The organism is Chlorobium sp. N1 (genome assembly GCF_004332115.1).
Taxonomy (GTDB): domain Bacteria; phylum Bacteroidota; class Chlorobiia; order Chlorobiales; family Chlorobiaceae; genus Chlorobium.
Window position 1 is genome coordinate 464,657 of record NZ_SJPA01000001.1, and the last position, 18,761, is coordinate 483,417.

The following is an 18,761-nucleotide window of genomic DNA, read 5'->3' on the forward strand; positions in this document are numbered from 1 at the left end:
CATGAATACAGGAACACGGCGATTTGAAACCCTCGCCCTGCATGCAGGGCAGCAGACGGACGGAACCCTGTCGCGGGCAGTACCCGTCTACCGCACCAGCGCCTACCTCTTCAGGGATACTGCGCATGCCTCCAACCTCTTCGCGCTCAAGGAACTCGGCAACATCTACACCCGGCTGATGAACCCGACGACCCAAACCCTCGAAGAGCGCATCACCACGCTCGAGGGCGGCGCCGCATCGGTCGCCCTCTCCTCAGGGACGGCGGCGATCTTCAACACCATCGTCACCCTTGCCGAGGCGGGAGACAACATCGTGGCATCGCGCAACCTCTACGGGGGAACCTACACGCAGTTCGACGCCATCCTCCCGAAGCTCGGCATCGAGGTCGCCTTCGTCGACCCCTCGGAGCCGGAGGAGTTCGAGCGGGCGATCAATGAAAAGACCAGGGCGCTCTACATCGAAACCATCAGCAACCCGACGCTCGACTACACCGGCGTGCGCACCATCGCCGACATCGCCCACCGCAACGGCCTGCCGCTCATCGTCGACGCGACCTTCACCACCCCCTACCTCCTGCGCGCGATAGAGCACGGGGCCGACATCGTCATCAACTCGCTCTCGAAGTGGATCGGCGGCCACGGAACAGCCATCGGCGGCAGCGTCACCGACGCCGGGCGCTTCGACTGGGGAGGCGGGAAGCATCCGCTCTTCACCGAGCCGGACGCCAACTACCACGGCATACGCTGGGCCCGCGACCTTCCCGAAGCCCTCGCTCCGGCGGCCTTCGCCCTGAGACTCCGCACCGTTCCGCTCCGCAACCTCGGGGCCTGCCTCTCGCCCGACAACGCATGGATATTCCTCCAGGGGCTCGAAACGCTGCACGTGCGCATGGAGCGCCATTCGGCAAATGCCATGCATGTCGCCGAACACCTCCGGCGCCATCCGAAAATCGCATGGGTCCGCTACCCCGGCCTGCAGGACGACCCGTCCCACCCTGCCGCCGCCAGGGAGCTGCAGCAGGGGTTCGGGGGAATGGTGGTTTTCGGTCCCGAAGGGGGGTATGATGCGGCAATCCGCATCATCGACTCCATCGGCATCTTTTCACACGTAGCCAACGTCGGAGACGCCAAGAGCCTGATCCTCCATCCCGCAAGCACCTCCCACAGCCAGCTCTCCGCCGAACAGCTCCGTCAGTCGGGCGTGAAGGAGGACCTCGTCCGCCTCTCCGTGGGGCTCGAACACCCGGACGACCTCACCCGGGCGCTCGACCTTGCGCTCGAGGGCTGCTGAAGAGTGCATATCGGGAAGAAGGCGGGAGGATTATTGCAGAAACTCACTACCTTGTAAAAAAAAGACCGCCCATGCAGTTCGAAACCCTCGCCATCCACGACGGCCAGACGCCCGATCCCCATACCGGCTCGGTCACCGTGCCCGTATACCAGACCTCGACCTTCGCCCGGAGCGGGCTGGAATACGACGGCGGATTCGTCTACTCGCGCATCGGCAACCCCACCCGCCAGGCGCTCGAAAACGCGCTCGCCCTTCTCGAGGGCGGAGGCCACGCGCTCACGTTCGCCTCGGGCGCGGCGGCCACCATGGCTGCGCTGCACGGCCTCAGGCCCGGTGACCATATCGTCTCCGGCATCGACGTCTACGGCGGCACCTACCGCATCTTCAAGGAACTGCTCGCCCCGATGGGCATCACCACCTCTTACTGCCACGGCGGGACGACGGAAAGCTACCTCGAGGCCATCCGGCCGGAAACGAAGCTCGTCTGGGCGGAGAGCCCGAGCAATCCGCTCATGCGCCTGGCCGACATCCGGGCACTCTCGGCCGGTTGCCGTGAACGCGCCGTCACGCTCGCCGTCGACAGCACGTTCGCCAGCCCCTACTTCCTGCGTCCGCTCGAGCTCGGGGCCGACCTGGTCGTGCACAGCACCACGAAATACCTCGGCGGACACAGCGACCTCATCGGCGGGGCTGTCGTCACAGGCGACGAAGCCCTCCACCAGCGCCTGAAAACCTACCAGGCGGCGGCGGGAGCCGTACCATCCCCGTGGGACTGCTGGCTCGTGTTGCGCGGACTGAAAACCCTCAAGGTGCGGATGAAGGAACATGAGTCGAACGCCATGCACCTCGCCCGGTTCCTCGAAGGCCATCCGGCCGTCCGGCGGGTACTCTACCCCGGCCTGCCCTCCCACCCCCAGCACGAACTGGCCAAGAGCCAGATGAAGGGGTTCGGAGGAATGCTGACGATAGAGATGAAGGGGGGGATGGAGGCCGCCGGGAAACTTATTTCGGGGCTGAAGCTGTTCATACTTGCCGACAGCCTCGGAGGAGTCGAGTCCCTTGCGGCCTCGCCATCGAAAATGACCCTCTGGGCCCTCACCCCGGAGGAGCGTGCCGCCAGGGAGTGCACAGAGGGTCTCGTCCGGATCTCCGTCGGCCTTGAACACCCGCAGGACCTCGAGCAAGACCTCAAGAGTGCCCTCGAGGGATGCCGTTAGGCACGAACCCCGAAAATCAACCTGAAAGAACCCGCGAAGAAACCGCCCGAATGCTTACTATTGTACTGAACGGAAAACCCGAAACGGTAGCCGAAGGCTCGACAGTGGCCGACATGCTCGCCGCCGCCGGAAGCGACGGCAGGACCGTGGCGACGGTACTCAACGACCACGTCGTCCGCCCCCCGGAGCGTTCGGCCGCCGTCCTCAGGGAAGGCGACCGGATGGAAATCCTGGTGTTCGCCGGAGGCGGGTAGAAAGAATGATTGAAACGAATACAGCAGTTATGGACCCCATGGACCTCCTTCACATAGGCCCCCGCACCTTCAGCTCACGGCTGATCCTCGGAACCGGCAAATTCAGCAGCAGCAAGGTCATGCTCGAGGCCGTCAGGGCATCGAAGGCGGAGCTCGTCACCGTCGCGCTCCGCCGATTCAACCGCGAGCAGCTCGAGGACGACCTCTTCGGCCCGCTCAGCGAGCTCGAAGGCCTCACCCTCATGCCGAACACCTCCGGCGCCTCGACGGCCGCAGAAGCCGTCAAAGCCGCCCACATCAGCCGTGAGCTCTCCGGCAGCCCCTTCATCAAGGTGGAGATCCACCCGAACCCCCACCACCTCCTGCCTGACCCGATAGAGACCTTCGAGGCCTCAAGGATCCTTGCCTCGGAAGGGTTCCTGGTCATGCCCTACATCGCGGCGGACCCGGTGCTCGCCAAGCGGCTCGAAGAGGTCGGATGCGCTTCGGTCATGCCGCTCGGCGCGCAGATCGGCAGCGGACAGGGACTCACGACGGCCGGCATGCTCGACATCATCATCCGTGAAAGCACCGTTCCCGTCATCGTCGATGCAGGCCTGCGCGCCCCGTCCGAAGCGGCGCGCGCCATGGAGATGGGCTGCAGCGCGGTGCTCGTCAACAGCGCCATCGCCGCCGCCGCCGATCCTGCCGAAATGGCTGCGGCCTTCCGCGACGCCACGGCGGCGGGACGCAGCGCACTGCGCGCCGGGCTGATGACGGCCGGAAACGAGGCCGTTCCGACAAGCCCCCTCACCTCGTTCCTCGGAGAGAGCCGATGAAGGGCATTCCCGCATGGCTTTCCGATGAAAGCGGCACGGCCGAAATGCGCCGGATGCTTGAAGGCGCCCAGCCCTTCGACATCGAAACGCTCGCCGCCCGTGCCCGCTCGATCACCCTCCGCCGGTTCGGGCGCACCATGTCGCTCTACGCCCCGCTCTATCTCTCGAACCACTGTCCGAGCGGCTGCGCCTACTGCGGGTTCGCCTCCGACAGGACCACCCCGAGACGAAGGCTCGAGGAGGACGAGATCGGACGGGAGATCGCCGCCATGAAGGAGCTCGGCATCCAGGACATCCTCCTCCTCACCGGAGAGAGGACTCCGCAGGCCGGCTTCGACTACCTGCGCCGGGCCGTCGTGATCGCCGCCCGTAAGATGGCGCGCGTCTCCGTCGAAACCTTTCCGATGACGGTCGAAGAGTACCGCGAGCTGGCCGAATGCGGCTGCACGGGAGTGACCATCTACCAGGAGACCTACGATCCCGAACGCTACCTCGAACTCCACCGGTGGGGACCGAAAAAAGATTTCCTCCACCGGCTCGAAACCCCCGAACGCGCGCTCGAAGGGGGCATCAAGACCGTCGGCATCGGAGCCCTGCTCGGGCTCTCGGAACCGGTAGAAGAGGCGCTCAGGCTCTATCGACATGCGCGCCACCTCTCAAAGAAGTTCTGGAGGGCCGGCATCTCGGTCTCGTTCCCCCGCATGCGCCCCGAACAGGGTGGCTGGAAGCCGCCCTTCACGGTCGGCGACCACCAGCTCGCCCGCATGATCCTGGCCTTCCGCATCGGCCTGCCCGACATGGACCTTGCGCTCTCGACGCGGGAGCGGGCATCGTTCCGCGACGGGATGGCCGGGCTCGCAGTCACGCGCATGAGCACCGCCAGCCGCACGACCGTCGGAGGATACGAAGAGGGCGGCACCGGCGAACGGGGGCAGTTCGACATTTCCGACGAGCGGAGCGCCGAAGCGTTCTGCCAGGCGCTCAGGGAGCGCGGCATCGAACCGGTATTCAAGAACTGGGACGGCGCCTACAACGGTCCGGCCACACTCGCCCCGTCTGCGGAAGGGCCGAAGGAAACGGCAGCATGCCCCTGAGCGGGAGGGAACGGGAGCGTTACAGCCGCCACCTCGCGCTGCCCGAAATCGGCGCCGGGGGCCAAAAGCGGCTGAAAGCCTCCAGGGTGCTCGTGGTCGGCGCCGGCGGCCTCGGTTCCCCGGCGGCCCTCTACCTTGCCGCGGCCGGCATCGGCACCCTCGGCCTCGTCGACGACGACCGGGTGGAGGAGAGCAACCTCCAGCGCCAGATCATCCACACCGAGGCCTCACTCGGCGCCCTGAAGGTCGACTCGGCCGGAGAGCGGCTGCTCGCCCTCAACGCGGAGCTCCGGCTGGAAAAACACCCCTGCCGGCTGGACGAAGAGAACGCCGTCAGCCTCGCCGCAGCCTACGATTTCGTCCTCGACGCCACCGACTCGTTCCGTTCGAAAGCGCTCATCGCAAGGGCCTGCCACGAAGCATCGACCCCATACTCCCACGGCGGCATCAGCCGATTCAGGGGGCAGGCGATGACGGTCGTTCCCGGAAAAACCGCCTGTTTCCGCTGCCTCTTCGACGAGGAGCTGCAGGAGGAGGGTTCGGCTCCCGAAGGCCCGCCCGGCGCCCTTGCCGGCATCATCGGCTCCATGCAGGCCCTTGAGGCCCTGAAGGTGCTGCTCGGGATCGGCCGACCGCTCTTCGACCGCCTGCTTTCCTGCGACGCCCTCTCGATGGAGCTGCGCACCATCCCCGTCGACCGGGATCCGCACTGCCCGGTCTGCAGCGCCCCCCGGAAGGAGAAGAAAGGATGAGGAGCGCGGTTTGGACATCCACCGGGGGCGGCATACATTACGCATTCACCGTTCCGGAGCGCCCCGCTTCCGGACCCCAACAGCATCCCCGCACACTATGACGGCCAAAGGGAGAACATGGTTTCAGGCGCCCTGGCAGTACAGGGAATCAGCACTCACGGCGATCACAGCCACCGCATTCGGGTTTGCCGTGCAGTACACCCTCAAGGGCACCGGCATCGACATGCCGCAGTGGCCGCTGAACGGAGTCTCGCTCGCGCTCCTCGCCCTCGCCACCCTCACGATCGCCCTCGCCTTTCGGCGACGACCCTTCGTCCAGTGGCTCGGCGGCATCCCGCTCGGGCTCTCGCTCATCATCGCACTCGCCCTGATCTCCTTCATCGGCGGCATGGTCCCGCAGGGCATAGAGGGCTCCCCCCTTGCGCTCCGGCTCGGCCTGCACGCCGTCTTTTCGAGCTGGCCCTTCGCGTTGATCGTCGGGCTCTTCCTCCTCAACATCGGCCTTTCACTCGTCTGGAGGACGGTGCCCTTCAATATCGGCAACCTGCAGTTCATCCTCTTCCACGGCGGGTTCTGGCTTGCGCTCGCCTGCGGAGTGTTCGGCCGCTCCGACCTCGAACGGCTGATCGTACCCGTCTACGAAGGACGCAGCTCCAGCCACGGAATGATCTCCGGAGAAGGACGCGAGCTGCGCCGGCTTCCCTTCTCGATCCATCTCCACGACTTCTCCATCGAGGAGTACCCGCCCGAGATCCTGCTCTACGATCCGGCAGCGGACCGCTTCATCATGGACGAAAGCCAGACCATGACGGAGATCCGCCGCGGGGTCGCCCTCACATGGAAAGGCACCCGGGTCGAAATTCTTGACTACCTCCCCTCAGCCATGCCGGGAGCCGACGGCACCCCGGTCGCGGCCCCGACGGCGGCAGGCATCCCCTACGCCATGGTGCGCATCACGGGAACAGGAGCGCAGCCCGACACCTGGATCAGCACCGGAGGACCCGGCATGCGGCCCTACGCCGCAGAAGTCGGCTCGCGCTATCTCATCATGATGCCGGGCTCACCCAAAACCTACCGCTCGGCCGTCACCATCAGGGGGCTGGACGGAAGCTCGAGGGAGGCCCTGCTCGAGGTGAACAAGCCGGTGAATTTCGCCGGATGGAAAATCTACCAGATGGGCTATGACGAGGCCTCCGGCCGCTTCTCGACCCTCAGCCTGCTCGAGGCGATCCGCGATCCGTGGCTGCCGGCGGTCTATCTCGGGCTCTTCATGATCCTCGGGGGCAACGCGCTCTTTTTCTGGAACGGCATCAAACGATCGGGAGTAGAGAGATGATCCTAGATTTCACCACCGCGGCATACCTCTCCATCGCACTCTGGGCCTCCGGCACCATGCTTTCGGTCGCATCGAAACGGGCCCCGGCGTTGCAACGGCCCGCCACGGCGCTCAATCTCGGCGGCTCGCTCGTCATGATCGCCTTCATCGCCCTCTACTGGTCGGCGCTCGAGCGCCCGCCCCTTCGCACCCTCGGCGAGACCCGGCTCTGGTACGCCGCACTCATCCCGCTGGTGGGCCTGCTCGTCGAAGGGCGCTGGAAGATCTCCTGGCTGAAGTACTACTGCATGGCGCTGGCCTCATTCTTCCTCACGATCAACCTCATGCACCCCGAGGTCTTCGACAAGGCGCTCATGCCGGCGCTGCAGAGCCCGTGGTTCGTCCCCCACGTCGTCGTCTACCTCGTCGGCTACGTGCTGCTTGCCGCATCATCCGTTTCCGGATGGCACAACATCTTCCTCACCTGGAGGAAGAACAACACCCCGCAAAACGACGCGCTCGCCCACTACCTGGCGCTGCTCGGCTTCGTCTTTCTGACCTTCGGCCTGGTCTTCGGAGCGCTCTGGGCGAAGGATGCGTGGGGGAACTACTGGTCCTGGGACCCGAAGGAGACCTGGGCCTTCATCGCCTGGCTGATCTACCTCGGCTACCTGCACGCCTCGAGCTCGAGGGTGGATCGGCTCAAGCTCCAGTGGTACCTGGCGCTCGCCTTCCTCGTGCTCCTGGTGAGCTGGTTCGGCGTCAACTACCTGCCGACAGCCCCAAACAGCGTGCACACCTACCAGCAGAGCTGAGGGCGCGATCCTGCGCCCTCACTGCAGACTCCGGCACCAGACGTTCATGCTTTCGATTCCGCCCGAGATGTTCGTATTGTTGACGAGCGTGCCGCCGAAGAGGTAGCCTGCCCTGGCAAAGGTGATGTTCATGCCGGCCGAAGCGGCGCGGGCTATGGTATAGGCCGTCTTCATCCCCCGGGCGCGCATGCCCTCCTCCATCACCCTGAGCAGGTGCAGCCCGAACCCGTGGCCGCGCCACTTCGGCAGGGTCGCGAAATCGGTCATCTCCACATTCAGCCCATCCAGATCCATCTCCGACGAGGCAAGCGCCACGAGCGAACCCTCATGCTCGACGCCGTAGTAATCGACATGGGTCTGCATGGTTTCAAGGAGCCACCGGGGATCATCGATCGGAAAGGGGTAGGAGGGGAAGACCTCGCGGTATATCGCACTCATCACGGGAATGTCCTCAGGCGTACAGGGCCTCAGGCGGAACTCCGGGGGAAGGGCTTTCGACGGCCGGGCCCCCTGCGATCGGGCCAGGCGCTCGATATCCCGGATCGTTTCGGCGTCCGCCGCAACGGCCCGTTCGGGATCGAGGAAGAGGGCGAGGAAGAGAGCCGTTTCCCGGCCACCGTAAAATCCCGGCACACGGGCCTCCTCACGGAAGCCGAGTTCGAGGAAAGGAGCCGCGGAGCCCTCGGGGACCTTCGCGAAGATCTTGGTGTAGCCGTTCCGGCGGGCCATGTCGACCAGGCCGCGAGAAAGGGCGAGAGGATCGCTCCCGGCCGGATCCATCAGGTAGATCCGGCGGCTGAGCGGTCCGTGCTGGATGAGTGCGCCCTCGAAACGCTCTATCGTATCTCTTGTCATGACGGTCTTTTTGTATCGGGAAAGATGAGTGAAACGGGTACGAACAGCATCGCCGAAAAGAGGATGCCGTAGAAGGTCGGATCGAGGCCGACGGCCCCGAGGGCCGGGGGCAGCTGCCACAGGCCGTAAAGGAGGGTGAGGGTGAGGCTTCCCCCTCCAGCCATTGCGACAAGGGCGCCTGTCGACGAGGCGCGCCGCCAGAAATAGGCCCCGAGGGTCGGGACGAACAGGCCCGAAACCATGAAGGCGTAGGCCTGGAGGATGGCCTCGAGCACCGTCGTGAAACGCACGGCAAGCAGCACCGACAGGACGCCGACGGCGAAAGTCACGAGCATGGAGAGCCGCACCGAGCCTTTGCCGTAGGCGCCGTCCCTCAGGAGGTAGCGGCCGATGAGGTCGTTGGTGAAGTTGCCCGATGAGGCCATCATGCAGCTGTCGGCCGTCGACATGATCGCCGAGAAATAGGAGGCGATGACGATGCCGGCCACCCCGGCCGGCAGCACCCCGCCGATGAGCATCGGCATGGCCGTTTCCGGCTCGGCTTCGGGAAAGACCACCCGGGCGCACATGCCGAGGAACACTCCCGTGAAAGCCATCACCGGATACTCGAAGAAACCGGCCACGTACCAGGCTTTCCTGGCGTCGGCCTCGTCGCGGCAGGCGTACATCCGCTGATAGAGCGTCATGCCGACGAACCATATGGGGATGATGGTGACCATCCAGTTGAGGAAGGTCACCGGGTCGATGGCCGTCAGCGAAAAATACCTCGAAGGCAGCTGCTCCCTGAGCGCCTCAATCCCGCCGATCCTGGCAAGGGTCGCCGGCACCGTTACCAGGAGCAGTCCGCCGAGCAGGACGATCCACTGGACGGTGTCGGTGTAGATGACCGCCTTCAGCCCGCCGATCACGGTATAAAGCACCGTGACGACGGCAATGACGTAGAGCGAGAACAGCACGGGATCGATGCCGAAAGGGTTGCTCGGCAGGATGGTCGCCGAGGCGAGTTTCGCGCCGGCAAGCATCTGTGCGGCGGTGAAGCCGAGGTAGCCGAGGGCGGAGATGAGGGCGGCAAGGAACGCCACCCGTCCGTCGTAGCGGTGGCGGAGGAAGTCGGGGTAGGTCATGAACCCCTCACGCCGGTCGAGCCGCTTGATGCGCGGAATAAGCAGTACGGCCGAGAGCCAGGCGCCGACGAGGCCGGTGAAGAGCAGCCAGCTGCCCGAAAGACCCATGAGGAAACCCACCCCGCCGAGGCCGATCGAAAACCCTCCGCCGACGTCGGTCGCCACGATCGAAAGCCCCACGTGCACCGGGCTGATCTGTCGGCTGCCCACGTAGTAGTCCTCGGCGTCGCCGTTCCGCCTGAAATGATAGAGGCCGACACCGAGCACCGCCAGCATGTAGAGGCCGAAAATGAGGTAGTCGATCCACGCCATCACTCCCCGGCCTCCTCCCCCCTGCGCCTGGAATGGCGCTCGTTGGAGGAGGGTACCAGCGAAATGGTGGTATCGTGGTCCGAGAGCAGCTGCTGGATACCGATGGCCTCCATGGCGTCGGCGTCGTCGAGGTTGAGCTGCAGGTCGCACCGGTCGCAGTTGCGGTCGCAGAAGGTCGGTTCGTACGAATCCGGCTCCTTGTACGTGGTGATCACCCCCTCGTAGTTGCGCAGCACCACCTTGTTGGTCGACCAGGAGATCAGGTAGTTCGGCATGACGGGGATCTTCCCTCCGCCGCCAGGCGCGTCGATGACGTAGGTCGGCACACAAAAGCCGCTCGTATGTCCGATCAGGCTCTCGAGGATCTCGATCCCCTTGCCGACCGGCGTGCGGAAGTGCGAAAGCCCCTCGGAAAGATCGCACTGGTAGAGATAGTAGGGGCGCACCCGGTTGCGGACCAGCTTGTGGACGAGCGCCTTCATGATGCGCGGGCAGTCGTTGATGCCGGAGAGCAGCACGGTCTGGTTGCCGAGCGGTACGCCGCCATCGGCCAGGCGCGCCAGCGCATTCTTCGACGACTGCGTGATCTCGCGCGGATGGTTGAAATGGGTGTTCACCCAGACCGGCTGGTACTTTTTCAGCACCGCCACGAGCTCCGGGGTGATGCGCTGCGGCAGCACCACGGGAGTGCGTGTGCCGATGCGGATGACCTCGACGTGTTCGATCGCGTGCAGCTCACCGAGGATCCAGTCGAGATAGTCGTCGGAGAGCAGGAACGGGTCTCCGCCGCTGAGCAGGACGTCGCGCACCTGCGGCGTACGCCGGATGTAGTCGATGCCCTCACGGATGGCCGAACGGCCGGGAATGGTATCCTTGTCGCCGACCTTGCGCTTGCGGGTGCAGTGGCGGCAGTACATCGGGCAGGTGTTGCTGACAAGCAGCAGCACCCGGTCGGGATAGCGGTGGGTGACGCACGGTGCCGGGCTGTCGGCGTCCTCATGCAGCGGATCGGCCATGTCGCCATGCATGATCTCCAGCTCGCGGGGCGAGGGGACACTCTGCAGGAAGACCGGGTCGTTCTCCATGTCCAGGATATTGATGAGCGAGAGGTAGTAGGGGGTGATGGACATCGGGAACTTCTCGACGGCCTTGCCGAAGTCCCTCCGCTGCTCGTCGGAAAGGGTGATGCCGAGCAGGCGTTCGAAGGTGGCGAGGTCGCGGATGCTGTGGCGCATCTGCCACTTCCAGTCGTTCCAGTCCGCAACGGTTGCGGCCGGATCGATGCTCTTGATGATCTGCTGCTGTGTCGGAGAGAGAGGCATAGGGTTTTACAGGTGGACGATTTCCGGATCGAGATGGTCGGCGAGCCTGCCGAGCAGACGCGAGAGCTGCTCCTGCTCATCCAGGCTCATGCGGCCGAGGGCCCTGGCATAGGAATCGCGCATCAGTTCGGGCACCGAGTCGACGAGCGCCTGCCCCTCCGGCGTCACGGAAAGCAGGACCTTGCGCTGGTCCTCCTGCGAACGCGAACGGGAGACGAGGCCACGCGCCTCGAGCCGGTCGAGGATGCCGTTGACCGTGCTCGCACCGAGGTGCAGCTCGGCGGCAAGCTGCGAGAGGGTGCGCACACTCTCTTTCTCGAGGGCCTGCAGGCAGAGAAACTGCGGGGAGGTGATCTTCCACTCCCGGTAGAGCCTTCTGGAGTGCACGTCGAGCGCCCTCGTGATGCGTCGCAGGGCATGATACCCCCTGCCGTCGGGACTGCTTGGAGCCAACACGGAATGCGGCATGATCCACGGAAATCTGGTTATGAGAAACTTTCGCACACGATATTTTCGTACACGAAACATTCGATCATAACCTACACAAACCCGTCCAATAATGCAAGCCGTACGGAAAACAACCCCGGAAAGCCCCTCAGGGCTTGACCCACTGGCGCTGACGGTGGGAGGCCAGGCCGGCGGCGAGCACCTTCTGGACGACGAGCCCGTCGGCGAAGGAGGCCGCGTCGGGAATGCGCCCCTCACCGTTGCGCAGGGCTTTGACGGCCCGGTGGGCAAGGAAGGCGAATCCGACGGCGAAGATGCCGTGGACGGCCAGCGAAGAGTGGCGGATCTTCTCCTGCAGGACGAGCTCGTCCCAGGGGAGGATCGGCTCGACCTGCGTCCAGCGGGGTGCGTCGACGAGACTGCGCGACCCCTTCGAGCCGCCGGTCCCGACCTCCCAGAGCCGGCCCGCCCCGTCGAGCCGTATTGACTTCAGGCTGCCGGAGACCTCGAAGGAGAACCAGGTGTAGGAGCCGACCGTCGTGACCTGCATGAGGGAGGGGGCGGCGAGGGCGATCGAGGAGGGACCGAAGCGCATCTGCATCGAGAAGCTGTCGTCGGAGGTTGCCGCCCGCATCCGTCCCTCGCGGTCGGGCCGCTGCGGAACGCTGGTCGTGAGGTTGCAGGAGACCTCGGCGATCTCGCCGATGAGGAAGCGGTTGAGGTCTATGAGGTGCGAGCCGATTGCGCCGAGCGCTCCCCCGCCCCGCTCCCGGTCGCTCCACCAGCTCCACTGGAGATCGGGACGGCTGCGGCTCGAAAGGTTGACGATCGCGCGCACGTCGTAGACCCTGCCGATCTCGCCGCTCTCGATCATCTGTTTCATGGTGCGGACCGCCGGGTGCATCCGGAGCTGGTGGTCGAGGAGGGCGAGGCCCGGAGAGACGAGCGAAGCGTTGAACATCGATTCGGCCTCGGCGACCGAGAGGGCGAAGGGCTTTTCGCAGATGACGCTCCGGCCCCGCTCGAGCAGGGCCGTGACCATCTCACGATGCAGGAAGGGAGGCGTGGTCACACAGACGAGGTCCAGCTCGCAGTCGAGCAGCCGGCGCCAGTCGGCGAAGCCTTCCGTGATGGCGAAGGACTCCATGAACTTCTTCCGGTGCTTCTCGGTGGGACTGGCGACGGCCGCAAGCTCGGCATCGTCCATCAGCGAGAACGCGGGAGCCTGGGCGATACGCGACCACCCGCTTCCAAGGAAACCGACCCGTACCTTTTCTTTCATCGTCCGGACATAAAAAAAGGGTGACCGCAATCACCCTTTTCAGTTGGAATGGAGCCGCCTCAGAGAGCCTTTTCCTTCTGTTCCTTGGCGAGCCGGGCCTTTTCGATATAGCCCTTCTGGATATCGCGCGAGACGTTGTAGGCCTTCGAGAGGCTGTCAGAGCGCCAGAGCAGGGCGTCGAAGGCCATGCAGATGTTGCGCAGATAGGGGATGCCCGCCTCGGTAACCCTCACGCTCTTCTCTCCGAGAACGACCATGCCGTCGTTCTGCATGTCCTCGAGGCGCATGAGCGTGACGTCGAGCTCGTCGGTGTAGAGCTTCGGATCGGCCCATGAGGTCTCCTGGCGGCACATGAGGTTGAGGATATGGCGGCGGAGCACAAGGTCCTCGTCGGTAAGCAGGTGGCCGCGGTGCAGCGGGAAGCGTCCCTCGTTGACCGCCTTGATATAGGCGCCGTCGGTCCGCTCGTTCTGTGCGAAGGCGTACCAGGTGTCGCTGATGGAGGAGGAACCGAGCGCCAGCATCATCTGGGTGGTGTTCTCGGTATAGCCCATGAAGTTGCGGTGCAGGGTGCCACTCTTTGCCGCCTCGTAGAGCGCATCGCCCTCGATGGCGAAGTGGTCCATGCCGATCTCGTGGTAGCCGATCGACTCGAGCATCGCACGTCCCTTGTCGTAGAGTTCCTGCTTTGCGTCACCCACCGGAAGATCCTCTTCCTTGAAGCGGCGCTGCCCCTCGTACATATGGGGGTTGTGGCCGTAAGCGTAGAAGGCGAGGCGGTCGGGACGAAGCTCCATGACCTTCTCGATGGTGTCGGTGATGGTGGCGAGGGTCTGCTTCGGAAGACCGTAGACCAAATCGAAGTTGACGGAGGTGAAACCGATCTGGCGCGCCAAGTCGACCTTCTCCTTCACCAGCTCGAACGACTGGGGACGGTTGATCTCCTTCTGCACGATGGGGTCGAAATCCTGGATACCGAAGCTCACGCGGCGGAAACCGCCGTTATAGAGGGCCTCGAGATGCTCGCGGGTGGTGGAGCGGGGGTTGGTCTCGAAGCTGAAGATATGACCCTCCATGCGGTTGACGTGGCTGAAGAGGCCGTCGATGAGGCGGGTGAGGTTCCGGGGGCTGAGGAAGGTCGGGGTGCCGCCGCCGATGTGCAGCTCCTTGACGTTGAGCGTGCCGGGAAAGACGTCGAGGTACATCTGCCACTCCTTGAGGAGCGCATCGATGTAGGGATCCTCGTACGAGTGGTCCTGGGTGCGGTGGGCGTTGCAGCCGCAGAAATAGCAGTAGTTCTCGCAGTAGGGGATGTGGATGTACATGCTGATCCCGGAGGTCTCGTTGCTGTCGTTGAAGCCCTTGACCATCGCCTCCTTCCACTGCTCCTGGGTGATGCCGTCGGTGCTCCAGGAGGGAATGGTCGGGTAGCTGGTGTAGCGGGGACCGGGATTGCTGTATTTCTCTGCGAGATTTGTTGCCATTGCTGTCTTCCTCAAGAAATGAAATATTATTTTTTTAAATTCGACATTCTTCAAAATACACAAAACTCGGCAATTTCATAAACCCGTCAGGCACCGTGCCGCCCCCGGCCGGACTGCCCGGAAGCAGTTCCGCCTGCCATTATATTTCTTCAGGATATGAGCTTACAGCATACGGCATCAGCGACCCCGCAGGTCGGCATCATCATGGGCTCCGACTCTGATTTCGAGATCATGAGGGAGGCCGCGAAGGTGCTCGACGAGTTCGGCGTCCCCTCCGAAATATCGGTCATCTCCGCGCACCGCACCCCGCGCGACCTCGAAGCCTATGCCAGCGGAGCGCGCGCCCGCGGCCTCAGGGCAATCATCGCCGGCGCAGGCGGGGCCGCCCACCTGCCGGGAGTGACCGCCGCCATGACGGAGCTGCCGGTCATCGGCGTGCCGATCTTCAGCAAGAAGCTCAGCGGCCAGGACTCGCTCTACTCGATCGTCCAGATGCCGGCCGGCATCCCGGTGGCGACCGTCGGCATCGACAACGCCCGCAACGCCGCGCTCCTGGCCGTCCAGATCCTGGCGCTGGCCGACCCGAAGCTCATGGAGGCGTTCGTCGCCTTCCGAGAAAAGCTCGCGGAGGCTTCGCGCCAGAAGACCGAAAAGATCCGCCAGCGACTCGGTGAAAACGGCTGAGGAATGGATCGGAAGCCTCGGGCTGCGGCAGCATCCCGAGGGGGGCTGGTACCGTGAAAGCTGGCGCAGCGACGGCAGCTACCCCTTCGACGCCGGCAGTCCGTTCAAAGGTCCGCGCTCTTTTTCGACCGCCATCTACTACCTCTTGCGGGAAGACGAGCGATCCTGCCTGCACAGGATCGGCTCCGACGAGCTCTGGCTATGGCATGCGGGCGCTGCGCTGAGGGTGGACATGCTTGCAGGAGGGCACCGCGCATTCACGCTCGGTTCCGATCCCGATGCCGGAGAGGTCCTGCAGGGTGTGGTGGAGGCAGGAGCATGGTTCGGGGCATCCCTCGAGAGCCCCTCACCCGGCAGCTACGCCCTCGTCAGCTGCGTGGTGGCGCCGGGATTCGACTTCGGGGACTTCGTGATGGCGGAGCGCCGGGAGCTCCTGGAGCGGTACCCGAAAGAGCACGGAATCATCGAGAAACTGACGCGGTAATAATTGTTATATTCGCTCCAGATTTTCCGTTCTTTTTTTTACCTTACGGCACGTTACGCCATTTTTGCCCCCGACCCCGCAGGCACGGCGGCAGACACACTGATACCCTGAAAAATACAAGAGCCATGAAAAAGAGAGTCGTTATCGTCGGAGGCGGTTTCACGGGCATGAACGCAGCCCGCGTCCTCGGCAACAGAGACGATGTTGAAGTCACCCTTATCGACAGGCGGAACTACCACCTGTTCCAACCGCTCCTCTACCAGGTCGCCATGTCGGCACTCGACGAGGGAGACATCGCCGCGCCGCTGCGCAACATGCTCTCCATCTACGACAACATCACCGTCTACAAGGGCATCGTCGAGCGCATCGACGCTGAGAACCACACCATCCACACCGACTTCGGTCCGGTCGAGTACGACTACCTGATCCTGGCCTGCGGCGTGCGCCACCACTATTTCGGCAACAACCAGTGGGAGGAGAACGCACCGGGCCTGAAAACGCTCTCGCAGGCCAAGGAGATCCGCCGCCGCATCCTCGAAGCCTACGAGGCGGCCGAGCGCAGCAGCGATCCGGTCGAGCGCAAGAAGCTCCTCACCTTCGTCATCGTCGGCGGCGGCCCCACGGGCGTCGAGCTTGCCGGTTCGATCGGCGAGATGAGCCGCTACACCCTCTCGAAGCTCTACCACCAGATCGACCCGAAACTGACGCGCATCTTCATCGTCGAGGCCGCCCCGCGCATCCTCGGCTCCTTCGCGCCCGAACTTGCCAGCAAGGCGACCCGATCGCTCGAGCAGCTGGGAGTCCAGATCTGGACCAGCAGCATGGTCAGCGACGTCGACGAGAACGGCGTGCAGATCGGCAACGAGCGCATCGAAGCGGCCACCGTCCTCTGGGCGGCCGGCGTCACGGCCATCAAGCTCGGCGACAACTTCGGTGCCGAAACCGACCGCATCGGAAGGATCGTCGTCGAAGGCGACCTCTCCGTGCCGGGCCACCCCGAGATCTTCGTCGGCGGCGACCAGGCATGCTCCCTCAACGCGGAAGGCAAGCCCCTTCCCGGCATGGCTCCCGTCGCGCTTCAGCAGGGCAACTTCATCGGAAGGACCATCCTGCGCGACCTCAAGGGCAAGGCCCGCAAGGCGTTCCAGTACAAGGACAAGGGCCAGATGGCCACCATCGGCAAGAACCGCGCGATCGTCCAGATCGGCAACGTCAAGTTCGACGGCGCACCGGCCTGGTTCGCATGGCTCCTGGTCCACATCTACTACCTCACCAGCTTCAAGCACCGCGTCTTCGTCCTGATGCAGTGGGGATGGTCCTACTTCACCTTCGGCTTCGGCGCCCGGCTCATCGTCAACCGCGAGTGGCGGTTCTACCCCGAGGCCGGACCGCACCGCAAGGAGCCCGCGCCGTGACGGCACGCCGCTTTGCGCCCGCCATCGCAGGACTCCTGACCGGAACGGCATTCCTCGGCCTGGCCGCCTGGCTTGCCTTCACCATGGGAGGCGCTGAAGGAGGGCTGGGCACCGACCTCACCCTCTACTGCCTGCTGACGGGCTCGTACGGCGCATGGCGTATCCTGCGCTCCTGGATGCTGTGGCGACAGAGGGAAGAAAACGCTTGAAAGCAAGGCGATTCATCACTATACTTCTTCCCAAAGGCACTCCATCTCACCTGTAGTCCACTACCCGGCATGAACACTCTTGCAGTAACCCGCGAAACCGAAGAGCAGCTCTTTTTCCACAACTACTCCCGCCTGCCGATAGCCGTCACATACGGCGAGGGCTCGTGGCTCGTCGGAGACGACGGAACGCGCTACCTCGACATGATCGCCGGCATCGGCGTCAACGCCCTCGGCTACGGGGACACCCGGCTCGAGAAGGCCATCGCGGAACAGGCCGGGAAGCTCATCCACGCATCGAACCTTTTCCTGATGCGTCCCCAGTTCGAACTGGCGGCCAAGCTCATCGAGCTCTCCGGCCTCTCGAAAGTCTTCTTCGCCAACAGCGGGACCGAAGCCGTCGAAGCCGCCATAAAAATGGCCCGCAAGTGGGCCGTCGACCACGGCGACCAGGGGAAGAACGAGGTGCTCTCGCTGAGCAACTGCTTCCACGGCCGCACCTACGGCGCCATGTCGCTGACCGCCAAGCAGCAGTACGTCGAAGGGTTCCACCCGCTGCTGCCGGCCCTCGGCATGGTGGACTTCAACGACGTCCGGGACCTCGAGCAGAAAGTCTCCGACCGGACGGCAGCGGTGTTCATCGAGGCGGTCCAGGGAGAGGGCGGCATCCACCGGGTGTCGAAGGAGTTCTGCCATCGCCTGATGGAGCTGCGCGAGAAGCACGGGTTCCTCATCGTGGCCGACGAGATCCAGGCCGGCTGCGGCAGGACCGGAACGTTCTTCAGCTACGAGCAGCTGGAGCTCGAGCCCGACCTCGTCTGCCTCGCAAAACCCCTCGGCGGCGGCCTTCCGCTCTCGGCCGTCATCGGCAGCGAGAAGGTGCAGGGCGTGCTCACCTACGGCAGCCACGGCACCACCTTCGGCGGCAACCCGGTCGCCTGTGCGGCGGGCCTGGCCATGATCAGGGCCATCGAGGAAGACCGGCTGATGGAGCGCGCCCGGGAGACCGGAGAGTTCTTCCAGGAAGAGCTCTCGAAGCTCAGGGAGCGCCATGCCGCCATCACGGATATCCGCCAGTACGGGCTCATGATCGGCATCACGGTCGAAGGCGAAGCCCGACACTATGTGGAGCGGGCCCTCCGGCACCGTGTCATCATGAACGCGACCAGCCGCAACGTGATCCGGCTCCTCCCCCCTCTCGTCATCACGAAGGAGGAGGCGCAGCGCTGCATCGGCGTGCTCGACGAACTCTTCACCGAGCAGGAGAACGGTGGCTGAGAAGAAAAAAAGGACCGGGCGCCCGGAACCATCACGTGCGATGCCGCTCGGGCGGACAAACTATCTCGTCATTGCAGGCGGTGCGGCCCTGATCGTGCTCAGCTTCTGGGCGATGGCGATCGAGCACCGGGTCGACGGGTTCTTCGCCCTGAACGTCGCCCCGGTCCTGCTCGTCGGCGCCTATGCGGCCGTCGCCTTCGGCATCCTCATCCGTCCCCGCAGGCACTGAGCCATCTGCCGCCTCCGGCAGGAAGGCACCGGACAGGAAAGCAGGAGCGCCCCCGAGGGGCGCTCTTCGTGTTTCATGGGTGA

20 protein-coding genes are annotated in these 18,761 nt (G+C 64.4%); 14 read left to right on the forward strand and 6 right to left on the reverse strand.

Annotation, left to right across the window (positions count from 1 at the left end):
- The first annotated feature begins 1 nt into the window (after nucleotide 1).
- The 8 genes from E0L29_RS02090 (at nucleotide 2) to ccsA (ending at nucleotide 7,556) form a co-directional block, all read left to right on the forward strand.
- The gene (locus E0L29_RS02090; protein ID WP_131354034.1) at nucleotides 2-1,291 is read left to right on the forward strand and encodes an O-acetylhomoserine aminocarboxypropyltransferase/cysteine synthase family protein; all 1,290 of its coding nucleotides are present in this window, start codon (nucleotides 2-4) and stop codon (nucleotides 1,289-1,291) included.
- Nucleotides 1,292-1,362: 71 nt separating this feature from the next.
- The gene (locus tag E0L29_RS02095; protein ID WP_131354036.1) at nucleotides 1,363-2,508 is read left to right on the forward strand and encodes an aminotransferase class I/II-fold pyridoxal phosphate-dependent enzyme; all 1,146 of its coding nucleotides are present in this window, start codon (nucleotides 1,363-1,365) and stop codon (nucleotides 2,506-2,508) included.
- 50 nt (nucleotides 2,509-2,558) lie between these two features.
- A complete protein-coding gene (gene thiS / locus E0L29_RS02100; protein WP_131354038.1) occupies nucleotides 2,559-2,762 on the forward strand; it encodes a sulfur carrier protein ThiS in 204 nt (67 codons plus the stop codon).
- A gap of 38 nt (nucleotides 2,763-2,800) precedes the next feature.
- A complete protein-coding gene (locus E0L29_RS02105) occupies nucleotides 2,801-3,580 on the forward strand; it encodes a thiazole synthase (RefSeq protein ID WP_131354040.1) in 780 nt (259 codons plus the stop codon).
- Nucleotides 3,577-4,674 carry a 2-iminoacetate synthase ThiH gene (gene thiH / locus E0L29_RS02110; protein ID WP_131354042.1) on the forward strand — a complete coding sequence of 366 codons (1,098 nt, stop codon included), beginning with the start codon at nucleotides 3,577-3,579 and terminating at the stop codon, nucleotides 4,672-4,674. Before E0L29_RS02105 ends, thiH begins: the two co-directional genes overlap by 4 nt.
- Nucleotides 4,665-5,426, forward strand: coding sequence for a HesA/MoeB/ThiF family protein (locus E0L29_RS02115; protein WP_131354044.1), 762 nt, complete (start codon nucleotides 4,665-4,667; stop codon nucleotides 5,424-5,426). Before thiH ends, E0L29_RS02115 begins: the two co-directional genes overlap by 10 nt.
- A 97-nt stretch (nucleotides 5,427-5,523) precedes the next feature.
- A complete protein-coding gene (locus E0L29_RS02120; RefSeq protein ID WP_131354046.1) occupies nucleotides 5,524-6,762 on the forward strand; it encodes a cytochrome c biogenesis protein ResB in 1,239 nt (412 codons plus the stop codon).
- On the forward strand, nucleotides 6,759-7,556 hold the full coding sequence (gene ccsA / locus E0L29_RS02125) for a cytochrome c biogenesis protein CcsA (RefSeq protein ID WP_131354047.1): 798 nt from the start codon (nucleotides 6,759-6,761) through the stop codon (nucleotides 7,554-7,556). The genes E0L29_RS02120 and ccsA overlap by 4 nt, the downstream gene beginning before the upstream one ends.
- An 18-nt stretch (nucleotides 7,557-7,574) precedes the next feature.
- On the opposite strand, the gene ablB is transcribed toward ccsA, so the two are convergent.
- From ablB to hemN, 6 genes are all read right to left on the reverse strand, one after another.
- On the reverse strand, nucleotides 7,575-8,411 hold the full coding sequence (gene ablB, locus E0L29_RS02130; protein ID WP_131354049.1) for a putative beta-lysine N-acetyltransferase: 837 nt from the start codon (nucleotides 8,409-8,411) through the stop codon (nucleotides 7,575-7,577).
- Complete coding sequence (locus E0L29_RS02135; RefSeq protein ID WP_131354051.1) at nucleotides 8,408-9,847, reverse strand: sodium:solute symporter family protein; 1,440 nt, start codon at nucleotides 9,845-9,847, stop codon at nucleotides 8,408-8,410. The genes ablB and E0L29_RS02135 overlap by 4 nt, the downstream gene beginning before the upstream one ends.
- Nucleotides 9,847-11,169 (reverse strand): lysine 2,3-aminomutase, encoded by a 1,323-nt coding sequence (ablA, locus tag E0L29_RS02140; RefSeq protein WP_131354053.1) that lies wholly within the window; start codon nucleotides 11,167-11,169, stop codon nucleotides 9,847-9,849. Before ablA ends, E0L29_RS02135 begins: the two co-directional genes overlap by 1 nt.
- 6 nt (nucleotides 11,170-11,175) lie before the next feature.
- Nucleotides 11,176-11,637: a MarR family transcriptional regulator gene (locus E0L29_RS02145; protein WP_131354055.1), complete on the reverse strand. Its 462-nt coding sequence runs from the start codon at nucleotides 11,635-11,637 to the stop codon at nucleotides 11,176-11,178.
- 127 nt (nucleotides 11,638-11,764) lie between these two features.
- Nucleotides 11,765-12,898, reverse strand: a complete 1,134-nt coding sequence (locus E0L29_RS02150) for a Gfo/Idh/MocA family oxidoreductase (protein ID WP_131354057.1) — start codon at nucleotides 12,896-12,898, stop codon at nucleotides 11,765-11,767.
- 59 nt (nucleotides 12,899-12,957) lie between these two features.
- The gene (gene hemN, locus E0L29_RS02155) at nucleotides 12,958-14,382 is read right to left on the reverse strand and encodes an oxygen-independent coproporphyrinogen III oxidase (protein ID WP_131354059.1); all 1,425 of its coding nucleotides are present in this window, start codon (nucleotides 14,380-14,382) and stop codon (nucleotides 12,958-12,960) included.
- A gap of 156 nt (nucleotides 14,383-14,538) precedes the next feature.
- Between hemN and purE the strand changes: the two genes are divergently transcribed.
- The 6 genes from purE (at nucleotide 14,539) to E0L29_RS02185 (ending at nucleotide 18,678) form a co-directional block, all read left to right on the forward strand.
- Entirely contained in the window at nucleotides 14,539-15,066 is a 528-nt protein-coding gene (purE, locus tag E0L29_RS02160; protein ID WP_131354061.1) for a 5-(carboxyamino)imidazole ribonucleotide mutase, read from the forward strand.
- Nucleotides 15,053-15,550, forward strand: coding sequence for a cupin domain-containing protein (locus tag E0L29_RS02165; protein WP_131354063.1), 498 nt, complete (start codon nucleotides 15,053-15,055; stop codon nucleotides 15,548-15,550). The genes purE and E0L29_RS02165 overlap by 14 nt, the downstream gene beginning before the upstream one ends.
- Before the next feature lie 125 nt (nucleotides 15,551-15,675).
- Nucleotides 15,676-16,965 carry an NAD(P)/FAD-dependent oxidoreductase gene (locus E0L29_RS02170; RefSeq protein ID WP_131354065.1) on the forward strand — a complete coding sequence of 430 codons (1,290 nt, stop codon included), beginning with the start codon at nucleotides 15,676-15,678 and terminating at the stop codon, nucleotides 16,963-16,965.
- The gene (locus E0L29_RS02175) at nucleotides 16,962-17,174 is read left to right on the forward strand and encodes a hypothetical protein (protein WP_131354067.1); all 213 of its coding nucleotides are present in this window, start codon (nucleotides 16,962-16,964) and stop codon (nucleotides 17,172-17,174) included. The genes E0L29_RS02170 and E0L29_RS02175 overlap by 4 nt, the downstream gene beginning before the upstream one ends.
- A gap of 69 nt (nucleotides 17,175-17,243) precedes the next feature.
- Nucleotides 17,244-18,449, forward strand: coding sequence for an aspartate aminotransferase family protein (locus E0L29_RS02180; RefSeq protein ID WP_131354069.1), 1,206 nt, complete (start codon nucleotides 17,244-17,246; stop codon nucleotides 18,447-18,449).
- Nucleotides 18,442-18,678 (forward strand): hypothetical protein, encoded by a 237-nt coding sequence (locus E0L29_RS02185; protein WP_242664242.1) that lies wholly within the window; start codon nucleotides 18,442-18,444, stop codon nucleotides 18,676-18,678. The genes E0L29_RS02180 and E0L29_RS02185 overlap by 8 nt, the downstream gene beginning before the upstream one ends.
- The last annotated feature ends 83 nt before the right edge of the window (nucleotides 18,679-18,761 follow it).

Excerpts from the sequence above, each read along its gene's own strand:
- thiS (WP_131354038.1), top strand. The coding sequence starts at position 2,559 with ATGCTTACTATTGTACTGAACGGAAAACCCGAAACGGTAGCCGAAGGC.
- E0L29_RS02170 (WP_131354065.1), top strand. The coding sequence starts at position 15,676 with ATGAAAAAGAGAGTCGTTATCGTCGGAGGCGGTTTCACGGGCATGAAC.
- thiH (WP_131354042.1), top strand. The coding sequence starts at position 3,577 with ATGAAGGGCATTCCCGCATGGCTTTCCGATGAAAGCGGCACGGCCGAA.
- E0L29_RS02145 (WP_131354055.1), bottom strand. The coding sequence starts at position 11,637 with ATGCCGCATTCCGTGTTGGCTCCAAGCAGTCCCGACGGCAGGGGGTAT.
- E0L29_RS02135 (WP_131354051.1), bottom strand. The coding sequence starts at position 9,847 with ATGGCGTGGATCGACTACCTCATTTTCGGCCTCTACATGCTGGCGGTG.
- E0L29_RS02115 (WP_131354044.1), top strand. The coding sequence starts at position 4,665 with ATGCCCCTGAGCGGGAGGGAACGGGAGCGTTACAGCCGCCACCTCGCG.
- E0L29_RS02095 (WP_131354036.1), top strand. The coding sequence starts at position 1,363 with ATGCAGTTCGAAACCCTCGCCATCCACGACGGCCAGACGCCCGATCCC.
- ablB (WP_131354049.1), bottom strand. The coding sequence starts at position 8,411 with ATGACAAGAGATACGATAGAGCGTTTCGAGGGCGCACTCATCCAGCAC.
- ablA (WP_131354053.1), bottom strand. The coding sequence starts at position 11,169 with ATGCCTCTCTCTCCGACACAGCAGCAGATCATCAAGAGCATCGATCCG.
- E0L29_RS02090 (WP_131354034.1), top strand. The coding sequence starts at position 2 with ATGAATACAGGAACACGGCGATTTGAAACCCTCGCCCTGCATGCAGGG.
- hemN (WP_131354059.1), bottom strand. The coding sequence starts at position 14,382 with ATGGCAACAAATCTCGCAGAGAAATACAGCAATCCCGGTCCCCGCTAC.
- E0L29_RS02120 (WP_131354046.1), top strand. The coding sequence starts at position 5,524 with ATGACGGCCAAAGGGAGAACATGGTTTCAGGCGCCCTGGCAGTACAGG.
- E0L29_RS02150 (WP_131354057.1), bottom strand. The coding sequence starts at position 12,898 with ATGAAAGAAAAGGTACGGGTCGGTTTCCTTGGAAGCGGGTGGTCGCGT.
- ccsA (WP_131354047.1), top strand. The coding sequence starts at position 6,759 with ATGATCCTAGATTTCACCACCGCGGCATACCTCTCCATCGCACTCTGG.
- E0L29_RS02180 (WP_131354069.1), top strand. The coding sequence starts at position 17,244 with ATGAACACTCTTGCAGTAACCCGCGAAACCGAAGAGCAGCTCTTTTTC.
- purE (WP_131354061.1), top strand. The coding sequence starts at position 14,539 with ATGAGCTTACAGCATACGGCATCAGCGACCCCGCAGGTCGGCATCATC.
- E0L29_RS02105 (WP_131354040.1), top strand. The coding sequence starts at position 2,801 with ATGGACCTCCTTCACATAGGCCCCCGCACCTTCAGCTCACGGCTGATC.